This is a genomic window from Parabacteroides sp. AM58-2XD (assembly GCF_003463685.1).
GTDB lineage: Bacteria > Bacteroidota > Bacteroidia > Bacteroidales > Tannerellaceae > Parabacteroides > Parabacteroides segnis.
In genome coordinates this window covers 1-26,892 of sequence record NZ_QSDP01000041.1, presented here as the reverse complement: position 1 = coordinate 26,892, position 26,892 = coordinate 1, and the positions used below count along the sequence as shown (strand labels likewise).

At 40.4% G+C, this 26,892-nt stretch carries 15 protein-coding genes and 4 pseudogenes; 1 reads left to right on the top strand and 18 read right to left on the bottom strand.

What is annotated here, in order from left to right; genetic code table 11:
- Position 1 precedes the first annotated feature (1 nt).
- The 13 genes and pseudogenes from DXA15_RS11615 to DXA15_RS11555 form a co-directional block, all read right to left on the bottom strand.
- Positions 2-1,588 carry a sulfatase gene (locus DXA15_RS11615; RefSeq protein WP_122326832.1) on the bottom strand — a complete coding sequence of 529 codons (1,587 nt, stop codon included), beginning with the start codon at positions 1,586-1,588 and terminating at the stop codon, positions 2-4.
- 30 nt (positions 1,589-1,618) lie between these two features.
- Positions 1,619-3,008, bottom strand: a pseudogene (locus DXA15_RS11610) (alpha-L-fucosidase).
- A 42-nt stretch (positions 3,009-3,050) separates the two neighbouring features.
- Entirely contained in the window at positions 3,051-4,535 is a 1,485-nt protein-coding gene (locus tag DXA15_RS11605) for a sulfatase (RefSeq protein ID WP_122326705.1), read from the bottom strand.
- 12 nt (positions 4,536-4,547) lie between these two features.
- Positions 4,548-5,468, bottom strand: coding sequence for an endonuclease/exonuclease/phosphatase family protein (locus DXA15_RS11600; protein ID WP_158579654.1), 921 nt, complete (start codon positions 5,466-5,468; stop codon positions 4,548-4,550).
- A gap of 8 nt (positions 5,469-5,476) precedes the next feature.
- Positions 5,477-7,411 (bottom strand): glycoside hydrolase family protein, encoded by a 1,935-nt coding sequence (locus DXA15_RS25520; protein ID WP_199676297.1) that lies wholly within the window; start codon positions 7,409-7,411, stop codon positions 5,477-5,479.
- Positions 7,412-7,522: 111 nt separating this feature from the next.
- Entirely contained in the window at positions 7,523-7,738 is a 216-nt protein-coding gene (locus DXA15_RS11590; RefSeq protein WP_128134120.1) for a hypothetical protein, read from the bottom strand.
- A gap of 779 nt (positions 7,739-8,517) precedes the next feature.
- Positions 8,518-10,038 (bottom strand): annotated as a pseudogene (locus tag DXA15_RS11585) (sulfatase); the annotation flags it as partial.
- Between the two features lie 144 nt (positions 10,039-10,182).
- Positions 10,183-10,632, bottom strand: coding sequence for a hypothetical protein (locus tag DXA15_RS11580; RefSeq protein WP_128134118.1), 450 nt, complete (start codon positions 10,630-10,632; stop codon positions 10,183-10,185).
- Between the two features lie 20 nt (positions 10,633-10,652).
- A complete protein-coding gene (locus DXA15_RS11575) occupies positions 10,653-12,512 on the bottom strand; it encodes a RagB/SusD family nutrient uptake outer membrane protein (RefSeq protein WP_128134117.1) in 1,860 nt (619 codons plus the stop codon).
- Positions 12,513-12,531: 19 nt separating this feature from the next.
- A complete protein-coding gene (locus DXA15_RS11570; protein ID WP_128134116.1) occupies positions 12,532-15,381 on the bottom strand; it encodes a SusC/RagA family TonB-linked outer membrane protein in 2,850 nt (949 codons plus the stop codon).
- Positions 15,378-15,929: a SusC/RagA family TonB-linked outer membrane protein gene (locus DXA15_RS11565; RefSeq protein WP_158579653.1), complete on the bottom strand. Its 552-nt coding sequence runs from the start codon at positions 15,927-15,929 to the stop codon at positions 15,378-15,380. Before DXA15_RS11565 ends, DXA15_RS11570 begins: the two co-directional genes overlap by 4 nt.
- A 209-nt stretch (positions 15,930-16,138) precedes the next feature.
- Entirely contained in the window at positions 16,139-17,074 is a 936-nt protein-coding gene (locus DXA15_RS11560) for a FecR family protein (RefSeq protein WP_128134114.1), read from the bottom strand.
- Between the two features lie 114 nt (positions 17,075-17,188).
- Complete coding sequence (locus tag DXA15_RS11555; protein ID WP_122326698.1) at positions 17,189-17,737, bottom strand: RNA polymerase sigma-70 factor; 549 nt, start codon at positions 17,735-17,737, stop codon at positions 17,189-17,191.
- A 66-nt stretch (positions 17,738-17,803) separates the two neighbouring features.
- Between DXA15_RS11555 and DXA15_RS11550 the strand changes: the two are divergent.
- A pseudogene (locus DXA15_RS11550) lies at positions 17,804-17,920 on the top strand (helix-turn-helix domain-containing protein); the annotation flags it as partial.
- A gap of 124 nt (positions 17,921-18,044) precedes the next feature.
- Here DXA15_RS11550 and DXA15_RS11545 read toward each other — a convergent pair.
- The 5 genes and pseudogenes from DXA15_RS11545 to DXA15_RS11525 form a co-directional block, all read right to left on the bottom strand.
- The gene (locus DXA15_RS11545; RefSeq protein WP_128134113.1) at positions 18,045-19,385 is read right to left on the bottom strand and encodes a DUF1735 domain-containing protein; all 1,341 of its coding nucleotides are present in this window, start codon (positions 19,383-19,385) and stop codon (positions 18,045-18,047) included.
- Between the two features lie 27 nt (positions 19,386-19,412).
- Positions 19,413-21,298: pseudogene (locus DXA15_RS11540) on the bottom strand (RagB/SusD family nutrient uptake outer membrane protein).
- Positions 21,299-21,318: 20 nt separating this feature from the next.
- A complete protein-coding gene (locus DXA15_RS11535; protein WP_128134112.1) occupies positions 21,319-24,711 on the bottom strand; it encodes a TonB-dependent receptor in 3,393 nt (1,130 codons plus the stop codon).
- Positions 24,712-24,854: 143 nt separating this feature from the next.
- The gene (locus DXA15_RS11530; protein ID WP_128134111.1) at positions 24,855-26,048 is read right to left on the bottom strand and encodes a FecR family protein; all 1,194 of its coding nucleotides are present in this window, start codon (positions 26,046-26,048) and stop codon (positions 24,855-24,857) included.
- Between the two features lie 59 nt (positions 26,049-26,107).
- Complete coding sequence (locus tag DXA15_RS11525; protein ID WP_233567196.1) at positions 26,108-26,749, bottom strand: RNA polymerase sigma factor; 642 nt, start codon at positions 26,747-26,749, stop codon at positions 26,108-26,110.
- Positions 26,750-26,892 lie beyond the last annotated feature (143 nt).

Here is a 26,892-nt window from a genome sequence, read left to right as displayed (position 1 = left end):
ATTAATCTTCAACGCTACTACCCCACCAATCTTTATTGGGTATGAACGTTTTAGACAACTGTTGTTTTCGCTGATCTTCCAGATGTTGCAACGTCACTGTTTGTTGCTTCAGTTTATATTCAGCTTCTTTTACCGGATTATATTGGGGATCTGCAACCGGATACCTGGCTCCGGCTTCTGTCAGCCATACAGATAACTTCTGACTCAAAAACTCCACTTTATCCGGATATTGTGCATTCAATGGTTCCGATTCCGTTTCATCTATCTTCAGATTATACAATTCGTTTCTCCCGTCTTCATAATAATGAATCAGTTTCCAATCACCGTCACGAATTACGGAAGAGGGTTCACCACCTTGGTTCCCATAATGAGGATAATGCCAATACAGTGCCCTCGACGGAAGTTCTGATCCTTCCAATACAGGTATCAGACTCCGCCCATCGACATGTTGCTCTGGTAATAACGGCAAACCTGCATACTCAAGGATAGTTGGATAAAAATCCGTACCGATAGCAGGAACATCGGTCGTTGTTCCGTGAAGCGGACAGTCCGGATCCTGAATAATAAACGGGACACGCAAACCGCCTTCCCATTGACGACCTTTTCCACCACGCAACGGCAAACACGATGTCGAATAATTATCGCCGGAAGACACGCCTCCATTATCACCGGTGAAAATAATCAATGTATTTTCCATCAATCCCAATTCTTCCAGTTTATCCAATACCACACCTACCGCGTCATCCATTTGTTTGATCAGACCGGCATAAATCGGATTATCCTGTCTCTGCCGAACCGGTAATGTGCGGTCTACCTTAAAACCTTCCGGAGCTATCCCCATCGAGTCGGCTTTATTCCGAAAGTAATTCCAGTTTTCTTCCGTGGTCTGGATAGGACCGTGCACGGCATAAAAAGACAAATAAGCAAAGAAAGGCTGCTTTTTGTTTTTCTTCGTTTGTTCTCCTATAAATTTAGATGTTTCTTGTGCCAACCTCATGGAAAGATTTTCTCCTTTCGGACCATCCGGCAATTTAGGATTCTTATAAGGAGAGAAGTAACCTCCGACAGGACTACCGGCTTCGAAACCACCGATATTGATTTCAAAGCCATGATCTTCCGGAGTAGATCCTTCCCCTCCGATATGCCACTTGCCTGCCATAAAGGTTTTATAACCATGTTGTTTTAATGTTTCCGGCAATGTCTGTTCTTCCTGGGACATTTTCCAGGCATACTCAGCCGGAAGCAGTTTGGAATGGCGGCCCATTTTACGCCATGCCTCTCCCGAAGCTTCTCCGATCCAGTTGGTGATACCGTGGCGGGCTGGCGATTTACCGGTCATGATACTGGCACGTGACGGGCTGGACACCTGGCAGGCAGCATAGCCCTGCGTAAACATCACTCCCTGCCGGGCAATCCGGTCGATATTCGGAGTTTCGTAAAACCGACTGCCCCCACAGGAGGTATCATTCCAACCGTAATCGTCTACAAGAATAAACAAGACATTACGAGGTTTCTCTTTGGCTTGCATAACAGATGCCGACAGAAGTCCGACACCTGTACAACATAAAACGAATAAATTGTTTTTCATGACATTCATTATATTTTTCAGAATAAGACGTTAGTATGAATAAATGGAAAAATCGGCAATGACAGGAAGATCCAATGATTCTCCGATTTGTAATCTGAGAGCAGAAACCTCTACGGGGTCTATCTCCTCGATCCGTTTATGTCCGATACAACTTCCCGTAGCCAAAGTTTTCCATTTTCCGTTCACTTTTCCTTCCACCTTATAGCTACGGACACGTTCACCTTGGCGAATGTCTTCTGCAATGACAATGGCATTGATCTTTGTCGTTGCAGGCAATTTCAACTGTAAACGCTTCCCTTCTCCTTGGGTTGTAGCTATCGGGTTCCCAAACGACGTTGTATTTCTTCACCAAACTCTTTCAGGCGAGCCACATCCACATCCGGAAGCAATCCTCTGTCATCCGGCGTTACTCCTAAAATCAATGTCGAATTACGGCCCACCGAACCATGATACATTTTCATCAGATGCTCCAACGGAAAGACATGTGCATCGTCTCCCGGCTCCCAGAACCACTCATGACGGCCGTTATAACCTCTCAACGGGGCATCCGACATGGCAGGCATATAGTATTTACCCTCCGGATCACCTGTTTTCAACAACTTAAAATTATCCTTGAAGATTATATCCTGGCTTTTGGAATGGGAATAAGGAAATGGAAATGTTCCCCAGCAAGGATAAGAACCGTTCCCGACTCGGAACCTCCCCAGCGGATATCGGCACGTTGGCTATTGTGATAGAAGATTATATTCTTTTGGTATTTCTCTACAATCGGAAGGATATCTGCTCCTCCCAACTCCGGACCATGACCTCCACCATCATACCAAACGATAACCAAGTCACCATAACGGGACATCAACTCTTCCGTCATACCTTCACACATTTTATTATAGAAGGCCTGTCGGTTTTCCTGAAATTTAGTACCGTCTTTAGGCATCATGAAATCATGTACTCCCAGAAAAGAATTCCAACGGATACCGATATAGATACCCGGCCGAACGCCATATTTCCGGCAAGAATTGACGAAATCACGAACAATATCCCCCTTGCCGTCTTTCCACTTTAAAGCTTTCATGCAATACGGGTTCACATCCGACTGGTAAAGGGCAAAACCGGTTTCATGGGTTGCCGTAAGAATAGCTATTCCGGCCCCCATTGCTTTTACCGAACGAATCCACTGATCCGTATCCAACTGTTCCGGATTGAAGATATTTATATCAGGAATCGGGGTGATACGGTTATAAGCCTGGTTATATTTGACTCCGTCGAACACATGCAAGTCGTAAGAAACAAGAACCGCTAATTCTGCGTCTTGCCAATCCAATTGGGCTTGGGTCGGCAATGGAAGCATTCTTTCTTTCACTTGCCCGTTTACAGACAAAACCAAGAACAACAACAAGAACAATAATTCAATTTTCTTCATATACTATTTATCTGTTTTTTATTTCATCTATATCTTTCATAATTAAGGCATCCCCAAAGACTTATTGGCCGACTTCGACAAGGGGATAGAGGCATTCACTGATTGCAGGTATTCACGCAACTCTTTCCGCAAAACCTCCGCTTTCGCCGGTTCCTTTTCTATCAAATCGGTCGTTTCACCTATATCCTCTTTCAAGTTAAATAACTCCGCCCGTTGGTCGGCATAATGCCAGATCAGTTTCCAATCCCCTTTACGGATGACACTGTACGGATCGTTTATGTCATAAATATGCGGATAATGCCAGAAGAAAGACCGGTTCTTGTCCATAGACTTCTTCCCTTTCAATAAAGGAGAGAAATCACGACCGTCTACCGTTTCCATATTTTCTGCAAATTCCGTTGCCGAAGCCAAAGATAAAATAGTGGGATAAATATCTTCTATGATAACCGGAACGTCACAAACCGACCCCGCCTTCGTCATTCCCGGCACCTTTACCAACATCGGCACACGGATACCGCCTTCGTAAGGCGTTATCTTATGTCCCCTGAGCGGGGGATATTTTTTAGCTTGGCGCGGTTGCCCGTTGTCCGACATAAATATGATTATCGTATTGTCTTCAATCCCCAAACGACGGACATGTTGCATCAGGTCACCCAAAGACTTATCCATGCTTTCCAACATAGAGGCATAAATAGCTTCGAAATCCGTCAGACCCATCTGCTTGTATTTATCCAGAAAACGGCTGTCTTCTTCCCACGGGGCATGAATAGCATAGTGGGACATATAAAGATAAAACGGCTTTTTCTCATCTACCGCCTTTTCCATCTCACGGGTAGCCTCCAAAGTCAATGCTTCAGTGAGATTAATATCTTTGCCATGATACTTTTCCAATCCCGGAACATCCCATTCAGCACCTCCTTTTCGAAAAGCGGCACTGAAATTACGTGTCCCATGATAACTACCCGGACCTCCGGCTGCATGCCCTGCTATATTGACATCGAATCCCAGGTTCAACGGTTCTTCGCCCGGTGTCCCGATAGCCCCCCAATGGGCTTTCCCGACATGTATCGTTTTATAACCTGCCTTTTTTAAGACGGAAGGCAGTGTTTCACGCACATATAAAGCATGTTTAACGCCGGGTTCCATGGACATGCCGTTTACGTTCCATTCCGAAACGGCCACCTCTTCATTCTTTGTATGCCGGTCGGGAGATTTATCCTTAAACAATGTCCAGTTCGTCACTTTATGCCGGGCAGCATTCTGCCCGGTCATCAAACTTATGCGGCTAGGTGAAGACAGAGGACAAGCATACGCTTGGGTAAACTTTACTCCCTGCAACTCCAGACGCTCCATATTGGGCGTATTGTAATGGTTGTTCAACCAAGTTCTTTCCGTATGGAAGGCGACAGAGGTCTCCTGCCATCCCATATCATCTACCAGAAAGAAGATGATATTAGGCTTCTCCTGAGCCATCAAAGGGGAAACTCCCATCATCGAAAACATCAATCTTGTGCAAATTTTCTTCATATTTTATCTTGTTTATCTTTTATACATCAGATCTATACCTACCGGATAATGATCCGACAAATAATCCGTATCTTCTTCATTATAAATAAACGCATCTGTCACCTCTTTGGCAATCAAAGGCGTTGCAAGTATAAAATCTAACCGTTCACCTACTCGTTTTCGGACTTCTTGATGTCGAGACAAATACATCAATATAGCAGTTGGAAATGTTGTTCGCTTATCTTCGGGAACATAACGTCGGCAAACATCAATGAATGGCAATGACAAAAGTCTTGAAATAACAGAATAATCAAAATTTCCATCCAATAAATTATGACTTTGTTTTCCTCCGTATTTCATTAACAACTCAATAGCATTCGCTTCCATATAATCTGCATCAAATGGAGAATGTGCATTCATATCTCCCATCAAAAAGCATTTATCTAATGCCTTTTCTTTTATATATTGAACAATAAACCCAGCTTCTGCACGACGTTTATCTGTATCTCCCGGATTCAAATGAGTAACCAAAATATCATATCCATAAGTTTCCACATGCAATAAACCATGTCCACAGTTTTCTAGCAATTTTGCTTTAAGATTTATCGGTTTTTTTGAAGTAATCCCGACCGGATAACCATCCTCCTTCAATATAACAGCATAAGGGTGTCCCCATTGTTGTGCCATTACCAATAAACTTTCTTGAGTAAAGCCACACAATTCCTGTAATGCTAATATCTCAGGATCTTGTTTTCTGATCCATTCCACAAAACGGTTCTGACGGTCTTTGTCTTTTTTCCAATCAAAACCATTAAACACATTGTATGAAATAATCCTTATTTTTTCATACCCTTGTTCCCAATGCCGCTCATAAGTCCGTTGAATTTCATTTTGAGCTTTTAGTGATATTCCCAAAAAGATATTTAAAAAAAAGATACAAATGATATTTTTCATAAACATAATTATTTCAATTTCAACACATGTACAATTGTATGATCATCTCCATTCATGTTGAAGCCGGAAGGGACATACAACCAGGCAGGTTCTCCATTTTCCATTAACGCCTGCGGGCGTTCAAATTTAGGCATTTTTCCATAAATACCTTTCGCATTTTTCAATCGGTCTTTCCCTACATAATATTCGAACGGATAAAAACCGGCTTCTTTTCTGTCAAAAGTAATGCCGTCATCCGAACTCCACAAGATACCTCCTCCTTCATTCAGTATACCATGGTTGTCGGTAGTCAGTAAACAGATCTTGTCTTTCCAGATAAAGGCATATCCGTCTTCTATGGCTAAATTGTTACGGGTGACAGGTTCGGGATACATCACATAGGGACCTTCGATATGTTCAGCAAAAGCGACCCCCATTTTAGCTTTATTCGATTTGAAGTAAAGCAAGTATCCCCCTTTGGGGTGTACCAGCAGGGCGGGATTGACAACACCGTTACCGGCATTATTAGTCCAATGATCCGGGTTAGAAGAGGGAGAAAGGATACAACCATCTTTTCCAACCTTCTTCCACGGACCGTTCAAGTTATCAGCTATCAACATGCCTATCTTTTGATTTTTAGGATGAGGCGGTTGTTTGTAATTATCGTTAGAAATGTAGAGTAAAGCATATTTGTCTCCCACTTTATGGATGGCCGGGTTATGTATGCCGCATTTATCCCAAGTTTTTTTCCCTGTCCCGGTAAGCACGACATTCAAAAAGCGAAAAGGACCTTCCGGTTTATCGGCTATGTAATGAGCTATTTCGCTATGCGAACGCCACCCGGGATCGAACTTGTGCTCTATTTTCCAACGGGTAGCAAACAGATGTATCTTACCGTCTTCACCTTTAATGGGCGATGAGCCCCATACGTGGTAACCGGGTTCGTCAATGGCTATCCCTCGAAACTCCCATCGGTCAGCCAAAACCTTCTGTTTCTCTTTTGGCTCCGTTAATTTAAAGAATACGATAAATGCATCATTTCCTTTCTTGACACCGAAACTAAGCAACGTCGGTACTCCGTTTTCCACATACACAAAAGGACGTTCCATCCGGTCCACTTTCATGACTGTACCATCTTTCAACGGGACTTCTTTTTTACAGACCTCGTAATGTTTAGCTTTTTGCCAGTTGACACCGTCTTCAGAAGTTATCAATCCGATAAAATTACCTCCATGCGCATGAAAAATGGCATAATAGCGTTTCCTGTTTTTGTCGTACCACATGGATACATCTTCGGTGGGTATATCGGCAAAAGCCGGTTTATCTTCCAATCGGAATGGACCGGTAGGACTATCGGAAGTTCCTATCGCCTGTATTAAACGAGGTTTACTGGATTTTACATCGTCACCTTTAATAATCAGGTAATACTTACTATCTTCTCCCCGACATATTGCGGGATTGACCGTTACGGTTCCGATAGGACCGTGAGGTTCTATCATAGGTTTGTCCATTCTTTCCCAAGGCCCTTCCAGCGATTGTGCCATAGCGACACCAGTCCGTTGATTAGAACGCAACAAAGGCCAGTATTTGTGTGAATATCCTGTTTTAGCAGCTTCGACCAGATCGTTTTCCGACAACTTTTCTTTACCGGTATTGGTGGAAGTATAATACATATAATAATTATCGTCGAATTTCTTTACTTTTACATTATGGGCCGTGACGCTATCCCAATATCCTTTTCGGGCTTTCAGGACGGTTTTGCCCATTCTGTAAGGTCCCTCCGGTTTGGAAGCTGTAGCATGTGCTATTTCAGAGTGTGTCAACCAAGAGTAAAAACCGATGGATTTAGGCCATCGTGAATAGAACAGATGGTAAGTTCCGTCATCGTCTTTGATGATAGAATTACACCAGTTATAGTACGTGGAATCATGCACGAACAACGCTGGGTCGGCAGGTTGTATCATGGCCGACAGGTTGAGGTCGTCGGTTGATTGGGCAAAAGCCGAGATGTTAGCATAGAAGCTAAAATAGTTAATATCAGATATTTTCTTTTCATGGTAGAGATGAATTTGTTTTTATTGTTTTAAAGGAACTATCACTATATAAGCATCGTTATCTTTTTTTACGGCAAGCGATAAAGCTATAGGCTTGTTATTTTCGTTGAAAACAAAAGGACGTTCCATCCTATCGGGAAGGATATCCGGATTTCCTCCGGTTTGGGCGATACGTTTGTTCATGACTGTAAAATCGATGGCCTTTTGCCAATTTACTCCATTGATTGATGTCATCATTCCTATATAAGTGTGCGCATGAAAAATGGCATAAAAACGTGCAGAAAACTGGTCGTACCACATAGACACATCTTCGGTATCCCAATCTTGGATAACAGGTTCTGGCTGTATCTTAAAATCACGGTCCGGATAATCAGAGACAGCAACAGCCTGGTTACGTTCAAATTTAGTAGAACCAGGCTTATCTCCTTTGATAATAAGATAATAACGCTTATCAGGCCTTGAGTGATAGCCGGATTTACAACTAACGTTTCGATGGGACCGTTTGGTTCCAACAATGGTTCTTTGTTTATGATCCATTTTCCATTTAAAGAAGAAGCTGAAGCGACGAATGTACGTTGATTGACACGTAAAGGTTTCCAATTCGGATGAGAGTATCCTGTCCGGGCTGTTTCTGTCATTTCTTTGTCTGTTACATCACGTTCCATTTTTGTACTACAAAAATAGAGATAATATTTCCCATTAAAATATTTAATTTTAGGGTTGTGGGCGGTTATCATATCTCCGGCTTTGTATTGCTTTTTATCCAGATCGATAACCGTATTCACATATTTGTAAGGTCCTTCCGGGCGGTCGGCTATCGCATGGGCTACTTTAGAATGTGTCAACCAAGCATTAAATGTTTTCGAACGTTCCCAACGAGAATAAAACAGATGATACTTTCCATCGTCCCCTTTTATAATAGAATTGCACCAGTTATAATAATCAGGATCGCGGAAGATGTTATCTTCGCTGACAGGAGTTGTTTTGTCAGATAGCGTTACTTCTGCTTTAACCGTTTCATCTGGCCAAAGAGCTTCTCGTCCGGTTTCTTTAAAATAAGGCCGTTGTGCATTCACTTCGCGTAAATAAGTACCTAACTCTTTGGATAACGTTTCAACCAATTCAGGTTCTTGTCCGGCCAAATTATATTTTTCACCGATATCTTTCCTAATATTGAACAGCTCTTTCCGAGCATCTTCATAATAATAAATCAGTTTCCAGTCGCCTTTACGTATGGTACAAGTAGCCCCGATACCTGGTCCTGTTGGTCCCCAATTATTTGGAAAATTCCAATAAAGCGATCTACCTATACTAGGGTTAGGCCCTTTTCTTGTGAGCAAAGGAACAAAACTTCTTCCGTCTATCGTTTGCGGGACATCGGGAGTTTTAAGTTGTGCCATTTCCAACAAAGTAGGATAAAAGTCTTCTATGATCAGATAATCGTCGCAACATGTCCCAGGTTTGACAACTCCCGGCCATGAAACAATCATCGGTTCACGGATACCCCCCTCATAGGCCGAACCTTTGCCACTGTTGAGCGGGCGATTATGGGTATGTAATTTCCCTCCCAAGGCGTTAGTCGCACTCAATCCTCCGTTGTCTGACATAAAAAGAATGATGGTATTTTCGTCCAAATTATTCTTTTCCAAATAATCCATCAAATCACCTAAACTTTTATCCATACCTTCCACCAATGCTGCGTAGGCAGCTTCTTTTTCATCAAGACCCAGATCTAAGTATTTCTGGTAGAAACGTTTATCTTTTGCAACCGGAACATGCACTGCATAGTGTGACATGTACAGGAAAAATGGTTTTTCCTGTTCCCGTTTATCCAACTGATCGATAGCTTCACGCGTAAGAGCTTCTGTCAAGAAAACATCGGTTCCATGATATTTTTCAAGGCCGGGAACTCCCCACACGCTTTTCTTGCCATCAACCAGTTTGTTCCCATAATTTTCTTCAGCGAGATAAGAACCGGGACCTCCGCAGGCATGTCCGGCGATATTCACATCAAATCCGATGGCAAGCGGATTCTCCGCAGGTGTACCGATGGCCCCGAAATGAGCTTTTCCGCAATGAATGGTATAGTATCCACCATCTTTTAATGCTTGTGCAAGTGATAAAGCATAACAAGTTCTTTCTGTTTCTTTAACTGGAGAAAGACCATTTACATTCCAATCCGGATAACCCAACAAATGATGTTTACTGTCTACCTCCTGATTCTTATAAAGTGTCCAATTAGTTACTCTATGTCGGGCAGCATTCATACCTGTGAATAAACTCACCCGCGAAGGGGAACTTACACTGCAAGCATAAGCCGAGGTAAACTTCATTCCTTGTTTAGCCAGCCGTTCCATATTAGGAGTATGGTAACGGCGGTTCAATTCGGTTTGTTCTTTCCAAAAAGGCAGCGAAGTATCTTGCCATCCCATGTCATCTACTAAAAAAAGGACGATATTGGGTTGTTTTTGTTGTGCTTCCATGCTTATACTTCCGGCAAGGAGAAGGGAAGTGGTTATAAAGGAACATTTGTTCATAATAAAACGATGTTTAATTGAATGTTTGATGTGTATTTTGTAACGAACCTCGTTACAGCCCTATAACGAGGTTCGTTAAGGAGCGGTAACTCGATTAATTAAGGGGAAGTAATCAATCGAGTTACTGCACTATAACCAATCGAGTTACTCAATAACTATTTTCCAATCATGTTTCGAACCGTCTGCAGAAGAGATACGATAAGTAAACTCTTTGGCTGACAGATCTGTTACGATACCAGCTTTAGGTGTACCGTTGATAGGTTCGACTAAAGTTCCTTTGTGATAAATGCGGAATCCAGCATATTTCAAATCTTCACCAGCTTTTAACTTCACCTTCGCCACGAAATCAACAGAATCAATAACGGCCGTTCCATTGGAAATCGTGATATTGCGGACTCCAGTGACAGCCAACGGGGTTTCGTTCTGATAATATTCCTGCAATTTAACCTCATCGTCTGTTTCCAACTTTATTATTTCTACATTATCAATGTAAGCATGGTCACCCCATTGGCTCATATCCATTTCAATACGCGGTTCGCAAGAGAAAAGGAATGTAGAACATGTAATGATACAAGCAAATAATATCTTTTTCATACTGTTATCTTTATTAGTTATCAATACCATCCCGGGTTCTGTTCAAGCGTAACCCCGGCTTTTTCTTCATATAATAAAATTTCACTTCTCGGGATAGAACTCAGATAGTCCCTGTCCGGATCGATGTAATACCCTCTTCCGCTATTCGCTTTAAAATCTGCGTTTTTGTAGAGAGGGTTAATCCATCCGTCAATTGCATCGAAGTTTTTTCCTTGAGCAAGGAGAACTTCTTCCGGTTTTTTCCAGTCAAAACCGTCGGCTAATACTTTTTCTGCATCATTCCAGTAATCAAGATATTCCTGAGCGTGCGCTCCAACAGGTTTCCATCCGTTGAATACATCGTCAAACATGGCCCAACGTTTGATATCTGCCAACCGGAACCCTTCCAACATAAGTTCTACACGGCGTTCACGGCGGATTTCATTGACAATATTGGGTGCTCCGGTGTCATATCCTTCCTGCTTCTTGTATGCTATATTCCAACTGTTTATTTCCGACAGGTTCATGCCCGGCATGCCGACTCTGGCACGGATATAGTTAACCGATTTATTGAGATCCTCCTGTGTGATTGTCCCCAAGATGGCTTTTGCTTCTGCAAAATTGAGTAATCCCTCTTCGTAACGTATGATCAGGTCGTCCACCTCCCCGTTATCAAATTCGGCAGCATCGAAAGAGACCCCTTTCCATATCCGGTATCCTGAGTAACATGGATTACGTTGTTGATTTTGAATCAAACCCGGATATTTTGTTTTATACGCATTGGGAATAGTCGGCAAATAATCGTAAAAACGTCCTTTTTGGGGTACCCAAATTGTTTGAGCCAGACGTGGATCTTTATTTTCGGCCAAACTATTCATCAATTTGGGATCGAAAATGACACTGGATATTTCTACCGGTTTCCCGTCTCTCATTAAATAGGAATCAACTGCACTTTTAGTAAGACTTCCCATACCTTCTGCATAAGAACGGCACCATGTTTGTATGACAGCCAAAGAGCGTGAATAACATTTGTACAAAAAAGCTCCGGGAATATTGGAATAATCCATTTGATTGAAGTATTCGAAATACTCATTTCCTTCGCTACCCTTATATAGGTTGCCTCCATGTTTTTGTATCAACATTTCACCGGCTTCTACAGCTTTTTTTAAAAAAGTTGTCCCATCTTGGCCACTTACCTGAAACTTCGTTCCTTTCCGTCCATGATAATATTCCCACGACCCTTCGTAAAGAGCAACACGGGTTTGCAAAACCAATGCAGCTTCTTTGTTTATACGACCGGCCTTCGCTTTGCCTTCGCCTTTCCACTGTAGATACATAACGGCAGAATCCAAATCTGCAATTATACGTTCCGCAACAAATTGGCGACTATCACGTGGCTTATATAACTCTTCACTTTCGGTATTTAATACTTTATCTATATAAGGTACCCCACCAAATGTTTGTAACAAATCGAAATATTTGGCAGCCCTACAATAAAAGCCTTCTCCAAGAAAATGCTTACCTACAGCAGACATGTTGCCAACCTTGTGTGCGTTTGCTAAAAAATAATTGGCTTTGCGGATATAATCATAAGAGTTATTCCAAGTATCATTCTTTTCACTAGCCACTCCCGATGTCGAATGCTTCATTAGGGCATCCGCCGGACTACCGCCAACAACATCGTCATTTGCATTATTCAAGCTGTTCCAACGATAAGCATTTTGTTTCCGAATAATATTCTCATTATACAGACCGTTCATATAATACTCCAAGTCTGTTTCACTGGTAAAAAATGATTGGTCACTCATGGCATCTTGCGGGTAACGATCCAGAAAGTCCGAACATCCGGCCAGACTACAAAGTCCAATCAACCCCATAATATAATATTTTACTGTTTCCATATTCTTTCGTTTTATGTTATTAAATACCGACTTTAACTCCTATAGAATAAGTTCTTTGGATAGGATATCCGTTACCACTCTGACGAATCATTTGCGGATCCAAGTCCAACCAAGATTTATTGTAGATAAAGCCTAAATTCTCAACACTTAAATTGAATGACAGACGGCTGACCTTCAGTTTGCTGATCAATGATGCCGGAACCGTATATCCCAGACTGATATTTTTAATCCTCAAATGAGCCAAATCTATCATATATTGATTATTCGCACTTGCAAAGTTTTTGCTATCGGTATATGCACGGGGGAAAAATGCACCTGTTGAATATTCGGACCAATAGGCTAAATCGACATGCTGCTGGAACATTCTTCGGGAAGAGGCACTCCCCGTCGCTCCGAATGTATTGAAATTATTAATATACCTGACTTCTTTACCCACCCCGTCAAGGAACATGGAAAAAGAGATATTCTTCCAATCAATTCCGAGATTGATAGCATACTTCATACGGGGATAGGTATATCCTAATTCTTTCAGATCGCCCATGGAATACCAGGTTCCCCCTGTTCCGGTATTAATACGTCCATCCCCGTTCAAATCCTGAAAAAGCAAGTCTCCGGTATAATACCAACCATTACCGGGTAATACACTGCCCTGTAACTGGTTTTTATCTGTTGCAATTCCGGCAGATTGGTAACCATACAATTTTCCGAAGACTTGTCCGGGAGTCCATGAATTTCTCGAACCTGTTACATTATTCGGATAACTTACAACATAACCTATATAATCAGATAAAATAAACCGCACGTTATAATTCAAGGGAGAACCGGCCAATACACAAGCTTGGTCTCTCCATGACAATGACATTTCCCACCCCCTTGTTTCAGATACGGCATTATTAGTTTGCGGAGGATTGGTTCCCAAAACTTCCGGCAAAGTACTAGCCGGTCCTAATTGGTCGTAAACAGTGCGCTGATACCAATAATATTCACCTCTCAGTCTATTATCTAAAGCGGCAGCTTCCACTCCGAACCCTAATGTTTGTGGTTTTGCCCATGTTATCTGGTTAGCAATAATTCCAGGCATAGAAACATATTTGGGAGCATTGCCATCAAGCACCATTCCACCAACAGTACCTGTCCCCATAGTCGGAATGTATAAATAATTACCCCCGGCTTGATCGCCCAGTTTTCCGAAAGAACCGGTTACTTTCAACGTTGATATTTGCTCGATTGGCCAAAAAGCTTCACGAGCAATATTCCAACCGGCAGAAACGGAAGGGAAGAAAGCCCAACGGGTATCAGCAGGATATTTGGAAGCTGCGTCATAACGTCCGTTTACATCCAACAAATAGCGGCTGTCATAATTATAACTTAGCCTAAAGAATGTACCCATAGTAGACCAATGATTTTTTTCATCTGTCAACTTCATGTTATCTCCCCATGAGACATTAAAGGATGGTATATTCTGTGTATATAAACCGGTGAGAGTTCCTATCATATTATGATTTTGCTTGTATTCCGTTTGTAAACCTACCAATACGCTAAAATCATGTTTTCCGAACGCTTTATGATAGTCGGCAGTCAAATCCATTGTGTAATAATTACTTCTGTATGATTTTTTCCACAATTTATCAACCGTAGAAGAACGTGCCGAACGAACTTTATCTCCATTTGGTTCATCAACATAAGCAACCAGTGTGGAACGGTCATCCAAAGCACTTTGTATATTCCATGAAAAATCACCTTTTACCGTCAGTCCTTCGACTGGTGTTAATTTCAATCCCCCAGATAACCAAAAATCATCTATCGTTTTATCCATACGTCCTTGTGCTCCTGTTAAAGCAGGCATAGCAGAGAGACGATGCCATGACCCATCCGGATTTTTAATTGGTATATTGGGGAAATAAGCTAAGCTATTTAAGAAATTACTATCAGAATTGGAAGAACTATCGGCTCCTCTATAGTTCGGACGAACCGTTTCCTGACGGACATAACGAGTATTCATATTAAACGACAACCAGTCTGCTATTTCAGTGTCAACCTTCAATATAGCTGAATATTTTTTGTATTTATCTATATCCGAATTATAAATACCTTGCTTGTAGTTATACCCTAGACCGGCATAATAAGAGGATTTGGTTGTTCCACCTGAAACACTTAAATCGTGCGTCGTACTATGAGCTACATCACGAAAAGCATAATCGTAATAATCCGTATTAGCATAAGCATCCCAATGTTCGCCCCACCAGCCGTTAGGTTGAATCTCATTATACGTAGCCAGTTTACCATCGATGTAATCCTGCATTTTCTGAATTACATTTTCCGAATAGGGACCTTCCTGTAAACTATTTCTGAACGAACGATTATGAATGTTTGCAAAATCGACAGAGGATGCAGATTTAGGTAACATAGACGGTTGGCTTATCTGATATGTACCGGAATATTGTATAGAGGCTTTTTTGCCTTTTTCCCCTGTTTTAGTAGTGATAAGAACAACACCGTAAGGAGCTCGTGAACCGTAGATGGCAGAAGCTGCCGCATCTTTTAATACGGAAATAGTTTCTATATCGTTGGGATTCACAAAATCCATGTCTTGTTCTACACCATCTACCAATACAAGGGGCTCCCCTTTTGTATTTATTCCCGTAAAACCTCGAATATTCAAAGAAGAACTTGCATCGGGAGCACCGGAAGTTGTCGAAATATTTAAGTTAGGCACAACCCCTTCCAACATTTCCGTAGCAGTCCTAACCGGACGATTCTCCAAAACTTTACTATCCACCGATTCTACGGCAGCAGTCAAGTTTACTTTCTTCTGAGTACCATAGGCCACAACTACAACTTCATCCAGAGCCTGAGTATCTTCTTTCATAACGACCCTAAAACAGAGTCCTTCCCCGTTTGTATCTCTATCGGATTATACCCGATATAAGAAACAAGAAGAATTGCATTATTTGAAACTTCCAAACTAAACTTCCCATCTACATCCGTTATCGTCCCATTCGTAGTTCCTTTCTCAACCACGTTGGCACCGATAACCGGTTCACCATTCTGGTCCAAAACAGTTCCCGTTACTTTCTTTCCGGTTTGTTGTTTCACCATATTTTCTGGGGCAACAGCACCTTTCACTAAAGTGATATTCTTACCTACCACCTTATAAGATACACCTGTACCTTCAAAAACTCTGTTAAGAACTTCTGATACCGATTCATTATTCACATCAACTGAAACTTTTCTATTTACATCGACTTCATTCTTGTCATACACAAACAAATAATCGGTCTGTCTCTCTATCTCGCGCATCACTTTCTGGATGGAAAAACCATTCGCCTGTATGGATACTTTCGCATTTTGCGAATCGGCTTCAACCGCAAAAAGCGTATAAATACAAGTAAATAAGGCAACAACAGTGATTCTCATAATTCGAAATATATGTTTAAATTTAAGTATAGATTGCCTGTACAAAATATAATTCATAATTTTGTAATTAATAATTAGTTAGTACTTCGATAAATCTCCCAATTCGGGGTTCTGACCCACAACCGGTAAGCGTTGCAGCGCTTGCCGGTTTTCTCATATCTTTACGTTTGTATCATAGGCTATTAGAATTTAAAAGTTACACATCAAAATCAGTTAATAGTTATCAGATTCTTTTCCTCGTCTTTCTTATAAGTAAAATGATTGGTCAATTGCAGCACACTCAGAATATGATCCAGACCATCCCTTGTCCGGAACTTACCCGTACAATGTCGCTTGTTTTCCAATACGGATTTATTATTCACATGGATATTTACATCGAAATATAATTCCAGCTTTTCCAGAACTTCTGTCAATGGTTCATCAAAATAAAGAATACCTTCACGCCACAAAAAATAGTCCGCACTTTCGATAGGTATAACCGACAATCCATCATCTCCAATCACAGCCCGGTTGTTCGGGGTCAGGGATATGGAATGATTGGTCATGCGATCTGAAATTTCGACTTTCCCTGTTAACAATGCTGTCTCAAATTCTTTTGACTGATTATAAGCATGTACATTAAAAGATGTACCTAAAGCTTTAACATCATAAGTAGATGTCGAAACAATAAACGGCTTTTCCTTATTGGCCTTTACTTCAAAAAAACCTTCTCCAACCAAAGTTACCTGCCGTTTTCCTTCAACGAAGCGAGTCGGGAAATTCAGTGTACTCCCGGCATTCAGCCAGACTTTTGAACCATCCGCCAGAGTCAACTGTGCATTTTGGCCTGCCGGGACATGTATGGTTTGCATGGCAATATTTTCTTCCGTATCTGGATTGAGCCAATAGTTCAATGCAAATCCCAACATAAAAACAGCAGTGATCTTCACCACCTCCCGCATAATACTCCGCCACCTGAACTTTCCTTTCAACGGCAGTGTGACAGTTTCCGGTTTTTCATGCCAAAAACCAATTTCATACAAGCGGCACAGTTGCTGATAATGCTTCATGTTTGCCGCATCAGCATCCAACCATTCCGTAATCAGACGTGATTGCTCCTCTGTTGTACGTCCTTCAAAATATAATTGCAATAGTTTATCGTCCATATTTTATCTCTTTACATATATAAGACGACAACCGGAGAAAGTTCACTAGTCCCGAATGAAAAAAAAATTTCCATCCGAATGAAACTTTTTTCTCCTTTCGGATAAAACAGGAAATCAATAAAACAGAAAATAGAGGATAGGTAAATAATCTTTCAACGAAATTCTCAAGGCTTTTAAGGCTTTGCCCATATGATAATCCACTCCTTTAACAGTAATACCCAATATGTCGGCTATTTCTTTACCCGACTTATTCTCAAAACGGCTCATAATAAAGATTCTCCGGGTCTGCTCCGGAAGCTTTTTTAACGTATCAGCCATGATCGAACGTATCTCGTCTGAAAAAATATAATCCGGATCGCACGCCTCCAAAGTCGAGATACGAATTGCCAGTTCACGACTGCGCCACTCCTGCATAGCATCGAATGCCTCTTGTTCGTGAGCACGCGCCTTCAAATAATCCAATGATTTATGCTTCAAAATAGTCAATAACAATGCCTGTGGTTTTTCCACAGATTCTTTTTTCATCGTTTCCCATAATTTGAGCAACGATTCCGTCACAATATCTTCCGCAGCCAGATCATTCCGGACATACAAATTTGCAAACCGGAACGATTTGGCATAATATTGTGCATATATACTATTGAATAACGTGGTTACAGGCATATTTATAACATCTCCTCCTGGGGCAAAAATAAAAAGAATATTCGGTATATATAAATATTCGGATAGAAAGTAAACCAGATCTGTTATAAGATAGGAATAGAAGATACCTATTATTTCTCCCGTCTGTTCAGTAAAATGATGGGGATGTCGCCGAGGGAGTATAAAAAGCAGAAGAAAGGATAAGTCTTTTTCAAGTTACAATATTCGATTATTTTATAAAACAATTACAAAGAAAGCGGAAATATGGAATCTAATGAACCATACTTCCGCCTTTGATAACAAAAGACTTATGTCTGGGAAATAAAGTCTAGAAAACCTTCATTCCAAATTCACTCCATACGAAGAAATTACCTCCTGTCGCATTTTCCGGAACAGAGAAACGAATAATCTTAAACGGCTTTCCTACCATAATCTTCGAATTATAAGTTTCTTTACCACCAGTCGGCAGTCCGTCGGTCAGCGTGCTTATCTTATTAAAAGATACACCATCCAGACTACCTTCAATAATGATCTTTGCCGGTGCGGCACTGCCATTTGCCGAACGTGTCGTATAATAGAAATTAAACGCAGTAGTCTCTGCCGGTAATGCAACCTGAAGGTAATGAGAACCTTCCACAGCAACGCTCCAGGCAGAATGGAAGTAAGTTTCCACATCTCCATCCAACAGATTTGCCAATGAACCTTCCGACGGCTCAACGGCATTTGAAGAAAGCATATCGGCTGTCAATTCCACTTTTTTCAATTTGCTTTCGTCCGGTACATATGAAATACCATAAAGACATGCGTTTTTACCCGGATCAATAACAAAATATTCCTGTGTACAATTAGCCAGTCGCAATGGCAGAACATAATTACCGTACTCCAGTGTTGTACGGTCTACCGTAATTTCCAGATTTACCAGACTTGAATCAGGTGTAAATCCGACAACACCATCCCCGCTCAACATATAAGCATCTTTCGGTAGCAATGAATAATTCGTATCATTTTTCTTATTATACTCATCCAATAATGCCTGGTCAACTTCAACCTTACAATCGAATGTCCATTTATTTGTTAATGGCATTGTAACCGGTAAAGTGAATTTAGCCTGTTGAGCACCTTCATCCGTAAAAGAATTAGATACATATCCCGTTTGGCTGAAATACACAGAAGGGATCGATACAGTTGGAACCAGAATCATCTGACTTTTTTCTGCATTAATTGAATCTTTGGAGTTTTTCAAAGAAACAGGCAATGCATATTTTACTTCTGCCGGTAAACTGAAAATAATATCAGTTTTGAACGCTACATTTACATGCTTATACAAATTGTCCGCTCCAAACTCAACTCTATCCTCTGCAATCTGATAACAATTATCAGGCAGTTTTACATATCCAGTACCATTTTGAGCATTATAATTTGCCAACACATCATCCGATACTTCGATCTCGACTTCAGTAATACTTCCTAAATCAGAACCTGATTTATTAATTACCAATTGATAATCACCATCCTCACCTGTTTTATAAAGTGAAACCAGTATTTCACCATTATTCCTGAAATAAAGTATCGTACTATAATCACTCAGAAACTCACCTTTATTATCTTCACAGGCTGTAAATGCCACACCTAAAGAAAACAGGAATGATATTATTAATATATTCTTCATAAACAATGTCTTTTAAGATTATCAGAATTACCAACCATAATTCTGAGTTAACAATTTATTTCTATCCAACTCTCTTTGTGAAAAAGGATACAGATAATGGTTATCTTCAAACACACGTGTTTCAAAAGCAACCCTTTCCCAAAAACCATCGGGAGTCTCATCTCCACTTCCGGGGAATTGCGTATTCATACCATATATCGGTCCTCCATCAACCTCCTTGGAAATCATCCATGTACGAGTATCGAAATAACGATGATTCTCAAAAGCGAGTTCAATACGACGCTCACGACGGCAAAGTTCGATCAACTCTTCTGTAGTTGCATTAGGATAAACATCAGTAATCGAAGCCAAACCGGCACGGTCACGTAGATCACCCCAAAGCTCCATCGCTTGTGTTTCATACCCCGAGGCAAAGCGACATTTCGTTTTTTACACTCGAGCACCGATTCTATAAAGTTGAGATACATCTCGGCTAGACGGAATGTCGGAAAGACTATATTTCCCCATTGACCACTGGCAGAGTTAAGCGTATGATCATAAAAACGATTGATCAGATATCCGGATTTCGGATAATCATGCGATTTATTTCCATTCCCCCCTTTAGCAAAAGAAATCAAAGTCATACCACTACCATGGTGCCACTTATTTCCACCGAAAAATACAGAAACATAGAAACGTGGTTCACGATCTTTATACATGTTCGGAGCATTCAAATCATACGCTGCGGCACCTCCCCAAGCCGGATATTCCCATGTTGTCTTTTCAAATTCATCTTCACTATATCCGGATTGTGTATCAATAACTGGATTTGTTCCGCTATATCCGGAAATCGGATAACGCCCGTTAGACATAGCATATGCATCCACCTGTTGCTGAGTCGGGCCAACGCCACCATAAGCAGTTCCGGAAATTCCGGTCGGAACTGTATGTACGCCCATTGTATAACGGCCTTTATAACCGGTCGACCAGATCAATTCAGAATTCCAATGTTCCTGAGTTATCCCATAATAATTTGCATACGGGTCAGAACCGTCGCCGGCACGGTATAATTTATACAGTGAATTATCAATCAAAACTTTAGCAGCCTTAGCTGCTTCCAGCCATTTATTTGCATCGTATTCCTGAGGAAATAAATGTACTCCTGATAATTCCGGGAATTTATCAGTCACCGGATTTATCACGGAACTATATAATTTATTTCCATTAAACAGATCACGCGCCGAATAAAGTTTTAAACGAGCGATAAGAGCCTGACAAGCACCTTTGGTTGCCAATCCTTTTTCTGCATCCGAATAATTTTCAGCCATTGCCGGGTCATTGATACAGGCTTCCATTTCACTCACTACATAATTCACACATTCATCCCATGTATTACGTGGCCGGTAAAGATCTTCAGTTGAAGCTGTAAAGTCCAGTAATTCATCCCCCAGTAAGAAGACCGGCCCATAAATACGCATCATCATAAAATAATAATAAGCGCGTGCGAATCGACTTTGTACTTTCCATTGCGCCAGTTCTTCCTTTGTCACAATAGGATCGGAACAACGGTCGACATTCTGCATAAAAATATTACATTCACGAATACCTTTATAATAGAAATCCATTTTATAATAAGGAACGCTACTGGCATTCCAAGAGCCAAAATTGATCCAGCGTGTGTCCCGGTCATAAGTAATCGATCCTTCATCAGATGCACCTAACCAAGGGGAATAATTAAAGTCATCAGCATCATTCGGCAAAAAACTCATCGAATTAAGCCAATAACTTCTGGTATTATTACGGGTTTCCCAGATTTTATCAAATGTTAGTTTTTCATCTTCCTGTCTGTCCAGAAAATCATCACAAGATACGAAAAAAGAGGTTCCGACCAGAAGACAAATGATTTGAAAAGATTGTATGATTGATATTTTCATATTCATAATTATTTAGAGGATTAAAAATTAGCATTAAAACCAACTGTTACTACTCTGTTCGGAGGATAGCCGGAACCGTCTCCATTCCCCTTTTCAGGGTCCCATAACTTAAATTTACTGAATGTAAGCAAGTTATTTCCTGATAAATAGAAGCGAACCGATTTAATAAAAGTTTTACTCATCAGGCTCTTCGGCATCGTATATCCTACTTCGAAGTTTTTCAAACGAAGAAAACTGCCATCCCGCATCCACCAGTCAGAAGTCTGGGCATTATTGGATGAACCTGACGATCCACTCCAACTCAGGCGGGGATAAATCGCTCCAGCATTTTGTTCCGGGGTATTACCTGGTCTCCATACATTATTATAAACATCCTCATTAATTGCGGCACGTTCCATATTTCCGGAACCGAAAGGAGTCTTTATGGTTGATCCGCTTAAAAAGAAGTTTACATGATTAACACCCTGGAAAAACACATTCACATCCCAATTCTTCCATTGAGCAGTTGCACCAAAACCATAAATCATTTCAGGTAAATTGGTATATCCCATCGCTATCTGATCCTGTGAGTTAATTACACCATCACCATTTACATCCTGATATTTAATATCACCGACCCGATATTCACCAAATGTTTGTTTTGGACTATTATCAATATCTTCCTGGCTTTCAAAAAGTCCAAGTGCAACAAGTCCGAATGGTTGCATAGCACCACCCGATCCAAAAGGTTTTCCTATTCTGTTTTGGTATTTATACTCCCAGTCAGGCTCATCATTATTAAGCAATTCATTTCTATTATATGTAAAATTAGCCCGTCCGGTCAGAAATACTTGTCCGATTTTCTGTGAGTATTCCATTGTTCCGTCAAAACCTTGATTTTTTGTTTCACCAATATTCGTATAAGGAATTACGGATAAACCTGCAATAGCAGGCAAACCAGCACGCTGCAGAAAAATGCCGGTACGCTTTTCTGAAAAATAATCTGCTTGAATACGCAGTTTATTAAATAAAGAAAATTCAGCTCCGACATTAAGTTTATGAGCCTCTTCCCATGATGCTGTCAAATTCTCAACATCACCAACTCGGATACCTCCGCCTCCATTTCCTCCGGCAGAACCATAGTTCCAATTTCCAGCACCAGCATCATTGCCTACAAGAATTGTCGATTCATAGACCCAGCGACGTTGTCCTCCGATATCATCATTTCCGACAATACCATATGATCCTTTCAGCTTAAGCATATCGACCACTTTTGTCAGCGGTTGAAACCACTTTTCATTAGAAATCATCCATCCGATCGCACCAGCAGGAAAGAATCCGAACCTATGCCCACGCGCAAAGTTCTCGGAACCGTTATAACCGACATTCACTTCTGCAAAATAAGTATCATTGAATGCATACGTCATACGTCCCGCAATACCTTGGTTCTTATAAGGCAATGATTTAAATTTATCACCTTCCTGTGTGCGAGTGTGTATTTTATGATTGTATAAAAACAGTGCTCCCAAACGGTGTTTTTCATTAAATAAGCGTTCATAATTAAGAGAGGCCTCCATATAAGTGGTCATTGTTCCGTCACGACCGATTGCGTACGATAACTCTCCACTACCCGTACGGATTGGAGTACCGAAAATCAGATTACCCTCTTCATCCCTTCCTGTGGCATGATATTGGGTCGGTTCTTTACTACGGCGCTGAATAGTTGTATTCCATGCATCCCATGAAAATTTGAAATTTCCGGTCAATCCCTTCAAAGGTTCCCAAAGTACCCCAAAATCCTGAGTCAATCCGACAAGCGACTGTGAAGAGTTCCAGAATTGTTGACGATAGCCCGAGTGTACAAGCATATTCCAAGGATTATAACCAGAATCACTGGAAGGCGCAGCAATTGTACCATCTGAATACTGAACAGGAAAAGCATTAGGAGAAACTAAATAGGTATATTGCCAAATAGTATCATCATTATCGCCAAAACCCGGACCAAAAGACTTCTCATAAATATTCGCAAGGTTTAAATTCAAAGTTGTACTCTTTGTCAAAGCCAAATCAACATTCGCCCTGAAATTAAACTTATTATAATTAATCGATGAATTATAATCGTATATATCGCCTGCACTCTTAAAAATTGAACTTTCATTATAAAATGATCCTGAAATATAGTATTTAACTATTTCCGTACCACCTGTAATACTTAGGTTTACTCGCTGGTTCGATGCCAGATCGTTATACAATGCATCAATCCAGTTCACATTTGGATAAAGATCCAGATCAGATCCGTTGCGGTACATTTCTATCGTTTCCGGCGTATAATAACCTGGTTGAATATCATTATACAAGTCAGCCCATTGAGCAGAATTAACCATTTTAGGCATTTTGGTCGGACTGGTAATGCCGGCTTCAGTACGTACGTTGATAACAGGCTTTCCTACGTTTCCTTTTTTAGTCGTGATCAGGATGACTCCATTTGCCCCACGTACCCCATATACTGCTGAAGCAGAAGCATCTTTCAAGATAGAAAAAGATGCAATATCGTCTGTATCAACCAAATCCAGTTCACGTTCAATACCGTCAACCAACACTAAAGGAGTCGAATTTCCTTTAAAAGAAGATACGCCACGAATATAAAAATCGGCTGCACTGTTTTTGCCGGGTTCACCCGAACGGCTCATTGCCACGACACCTGCTAACTGTCCGGCCAAAACATTGGATATTGAAGCGCCTGGTACTTTCAGGTTCGCAACATCAACGGTAGATATAGCCCCGACAACACTTTCTTTCTTTTGACGCCCATAGCCTACTACCACAACTTCGTCAAGCACTTCATCATCCGACTCCAATGTCACATTAATAGTCGATTGATTATTTACAGCGATATCGACACTCCTCATCCCCATATAAGAGAAGGTCAACACTCCGCCAACTCCGTCAACTTTAATCGTGTATTTACCATCAATATCAGTAACAGCCCCAACAGAACTGTTCTTCAACCAGATATTCGCCCCAATCAAAGGTTCACCGGTCGCATCGCTGACAACCCCAGTTACCGTTATACTCTTCTTTTGCGAAACCGAAGGCAAAGAAGCAGGACCAGAAATCGCTTTTCTTTTTACCACGACCTGATTTCCATTTATCTGATAAGTTAGTTCTGTCTTCTCAAACAGCGGATTAAGAATTTCTTGTATAGAACCTTTCACTACTCCAGTTTGCGCTTTTCTATTCAACTCGCTTTTGATCTCATCGGAATAGAAAAACACATAACCGGTCTCGGTCTCTATGAATTTAAGAACGTCCAGCATAGTGGACTGTTTTTGTTCCAGTATTTGTTCTATCGAAATAAACGACTCATTATTTGCATAAGCACAGGTTATACCCATACTCAGCAGTAATACAATAATATGTCTGATTTTTTTCATACATTTGTATGTCTTTAGGTTTTTCATTTTTAATTGGAAAATTTAAATCTCTGACAAGTCCGGACGATCTTGCCCATCGTTCGGACTTTTAATTTCAAGCGTTTTTCATATTCTATATTCCATAGGCAATTCTTTTTAGGTTATTATTCTATTAGTAATGTATTTGATTCAAAGCGATAATGAACATTATAAAGCATTGAAAAAGTTTCCATGACCTGCTCTATGTTATCAAACAAGACGAGTTTACCGGAACTTGTCCGCCGGGCAATACCAGGAGCACATTCAATTTGCACATTATAGTAACGACTTAAACGCATCAGGATATTTTCCATTGTTTCTCCTTTAAAAATAAGTATGCCATCTTTCCAGGAGATATAGTCTAAAACATCTACCTCATTAATTTCGTGTTTATCAGGTTGAAGGGTCAACTTATGATTTGGAGTTAATTGTATATTTTCTTTTTCCTTTGTGTTAACCATCACGCTACCTTCTACTAAAACCACTGATTGTGCCTGCTCGTCACCATAAACAGAAAGATTGAATTTAGTCCCCAACACATTGACTGTAAAATTAGCCGTTTTCACATGAAAAGGTTTGCCACTTTTTACGACCTCGATATAAATCTCCCCCTCCGCTTCGATAGTACGATCGTCACCATCAAACCGGGAAGGGAAACGCAACACACTCCCTGAGTTTATCCAAATTTTAGAACCATCAGCCAATAATAATGAAGAACGGCGCCCTTTGGGTACGACCAACGTATTCATCACTGTCTCATCAATATTCTTTTCAATCCCTTCAGTCTCAATTTTTTTTACAATGAGTCCTTCATTCTGAGAGTTTTTCATCGTTACATCAGAGTTGAAAGAGATCAAGGCATTGTCCTCCACATTTATAATTTTCTGATCCTTTGTTATCAATGTAACCTCTGTATGAACCGTGTCAATAGCCATACCGATACCTGTCATCAGATTATTTCCTGAAAACAGACCTCTATCCATTAACCAGTATCCTGCCAGACTAACTGTTACAAAAACAGCACAAGCCGCTGCATATCTCATAAATAGATTACGCTTTTTAAAACGCTTTTGCTGCATTTCGTTTTGCAACCTCAGCCAAATTTGTTCTGATTTTTCATCCGGAATAGAATACTCGTTCAACTGTACAGATCTTAATATTAAACGTGCTTCGTCAATAGCCCGTTGGTTTTCCGAATGTTCTTTTATCCAAGCATGCCATTTAATATCCAACTCTTGGGTCGGTACCATACACCACATGACAAAACTGTGGTCATGTAACAATCGATGTACTATTTCTGGTATTTGTTTATCGCTCATTCCTTACTTTTATGAGTATTCATTTAAATAAATACGCACAAAGAAGAAATATGACCCCATTAAAATGAAAAAAAATGATTGGAAAGAAAAAAATAAAATAAAACAGGACCATATTGCTCACGCATACGTTCGATTGCGCGATATATTAATTTACGTGTTCCCTTAGTCGTAAGATTCAGTAATACAGCAATTTCATCATACTCTAACTCTTGCATATAGCGTAAATAAATGGCTTCTCTTTGTCGTCCCGTAAGACTGCATAACATATTTTCAATTTGTTCCGCAATTTCCTTTCGCTCCTCCTCTTCTTCTATATAATCCAGTCCAGACACAGCTATAGAAAACAGATAATCATCTGATTCATCGATATCTTCCATAGTAACTTCCTTTCGCTTTTCAGAAATCATTCGATTTTTTAAACACCGGAAAAGATAATATTTTACATTATCATTATCAACAATCTCATTCTGATGTTCAAAAAAATGTAGGAATACATCATGAATCAGATCATACAACGCATCATCATCAACACCGAGTGCCTTACCATATGAATACATCTGACCTACATATTTTTCATATAGTCTTTTATAGTCACATTGTTTTGTTCTCAACATTTTTCCTAATTTATTATGCAATGGACCATTATTCCATGGTTCTTGTAGAACAAATGCATTTTTATTAGAAATTGACCAAATATGCATGAGATATTATTGATTCAGACCAAAAAATCAGGCCTAAGAGACTGCATTTTTGTAACAAATCTCTTTTTTTCATAGAATATCATCCTTTATAAAGGATATAATACTTTTTTACCCTATTTTTGTATTTATTATTCCATAGTTCT

Bases quoted from the DNA above. Each gene is read 5' to 3' on its own strand.
- DXA15_RS11615 (WP_122326832.1), bottom strand. From the start codon at position 1,588: ATGAAAAACAATTTATTCGTTTTATGTTGTACAGGTGTCGGACTTCTG.
- DXA15_RS11605 (WP_122326705.1), bottom strand. From the start codon at position 4,535: ATGAAGAAAATTTGCACAAGATTGATGTTTTCGATGATGGGAGTTTCC.
- DXA15_RS11600 (WP_158579654.1), bottom strand. From the start codon at position 5,468: ATGAAAAATATCATTTGTATCTTTTTTTTAAATATCTTTTTGGGAATA.
- DXA15_RS25520 (WP_199676297.1), bottom strand. From the start codon at position 7,411: ATGATACAACCTGCCGACCCAGCGTTGTTCGTGCATGATTCCACGTAC.
- DXA15_RS11590 (WP_128134120.1), bottom strand. From the start codon at position 7,738: ATGATGACATCAATCAATGGAGTAAATTGGCAAAAGGCCATCGATTTT.
- DXA15_RS11580 (WP_128134118.1), bottom strand. From the start codon at position 10,632: ATGAAAAAGATATTATTTGCTTGTATCATTACATGTTCTACATTCCTT.
- DXA15_RS11575 (WP_128134117.1), bottom strand. From the start codon at position 12,512: ATGGAAACAGTAAAATATTATATTATGGGGTTGATTGGACTTTGTAGT.
- DXA15_RS11570 (WP_128134116.1), bottom strand. From the start codon at position 15,381: ATGAAAGAAGATACTCAGGCTCTGGATGAAGTTGTAGTTGTGGCCTAT.
- DXA15_RS11565 (WP_158579653.1), bottom strand. From the start codon at position 15,929: ATGAGAATCACTGTTGTTGCCTTATTTACTTGTATTTATACGCTTTTT.
- DXA15_RS11560 (WP_128134114.1), bottom strand. From the start codon at position 17,074: ATGGACGATAAACTATTGCAATTATATTTTGAAGGACGTACAACAGAG.
- DXA15_RS11555 (WP_122326698.1), bottom strand. From the start codon at position 17,737: ATGCCTGTAACCACGTTATTCAATAGTATATATGCACAATATTATGCC.
- DXA15_RS11545 (WP_128134113.1), bottom strand. From the start codon at position 19,385: ATGAAGAATATATTAATAATATCATTCCTGTTTTCTTTAGGTGTGGCA.
- DXA15_RS11535 (WP_128134112.1), bottom strand. From the start codon at position 24,711: ATGAAAAAAATCAGACATATTATTGTATTACTGCTGAGTATGGGTATA.
- DXA15_RS11530 (WP_128134111.1), bottom strand. From the start codon at position 26,048: ATGAGCGATAAACAAATACCAGAAATAGTACATCGATTGTTACATGAC.
- DXA15_RS11525 (WP_233567196.1), bottom strand. From the start codon at position 26,749: ATGCATATTTGGTCAATTTCTAATAAAAATGCATTTGTTCTACAAGAA.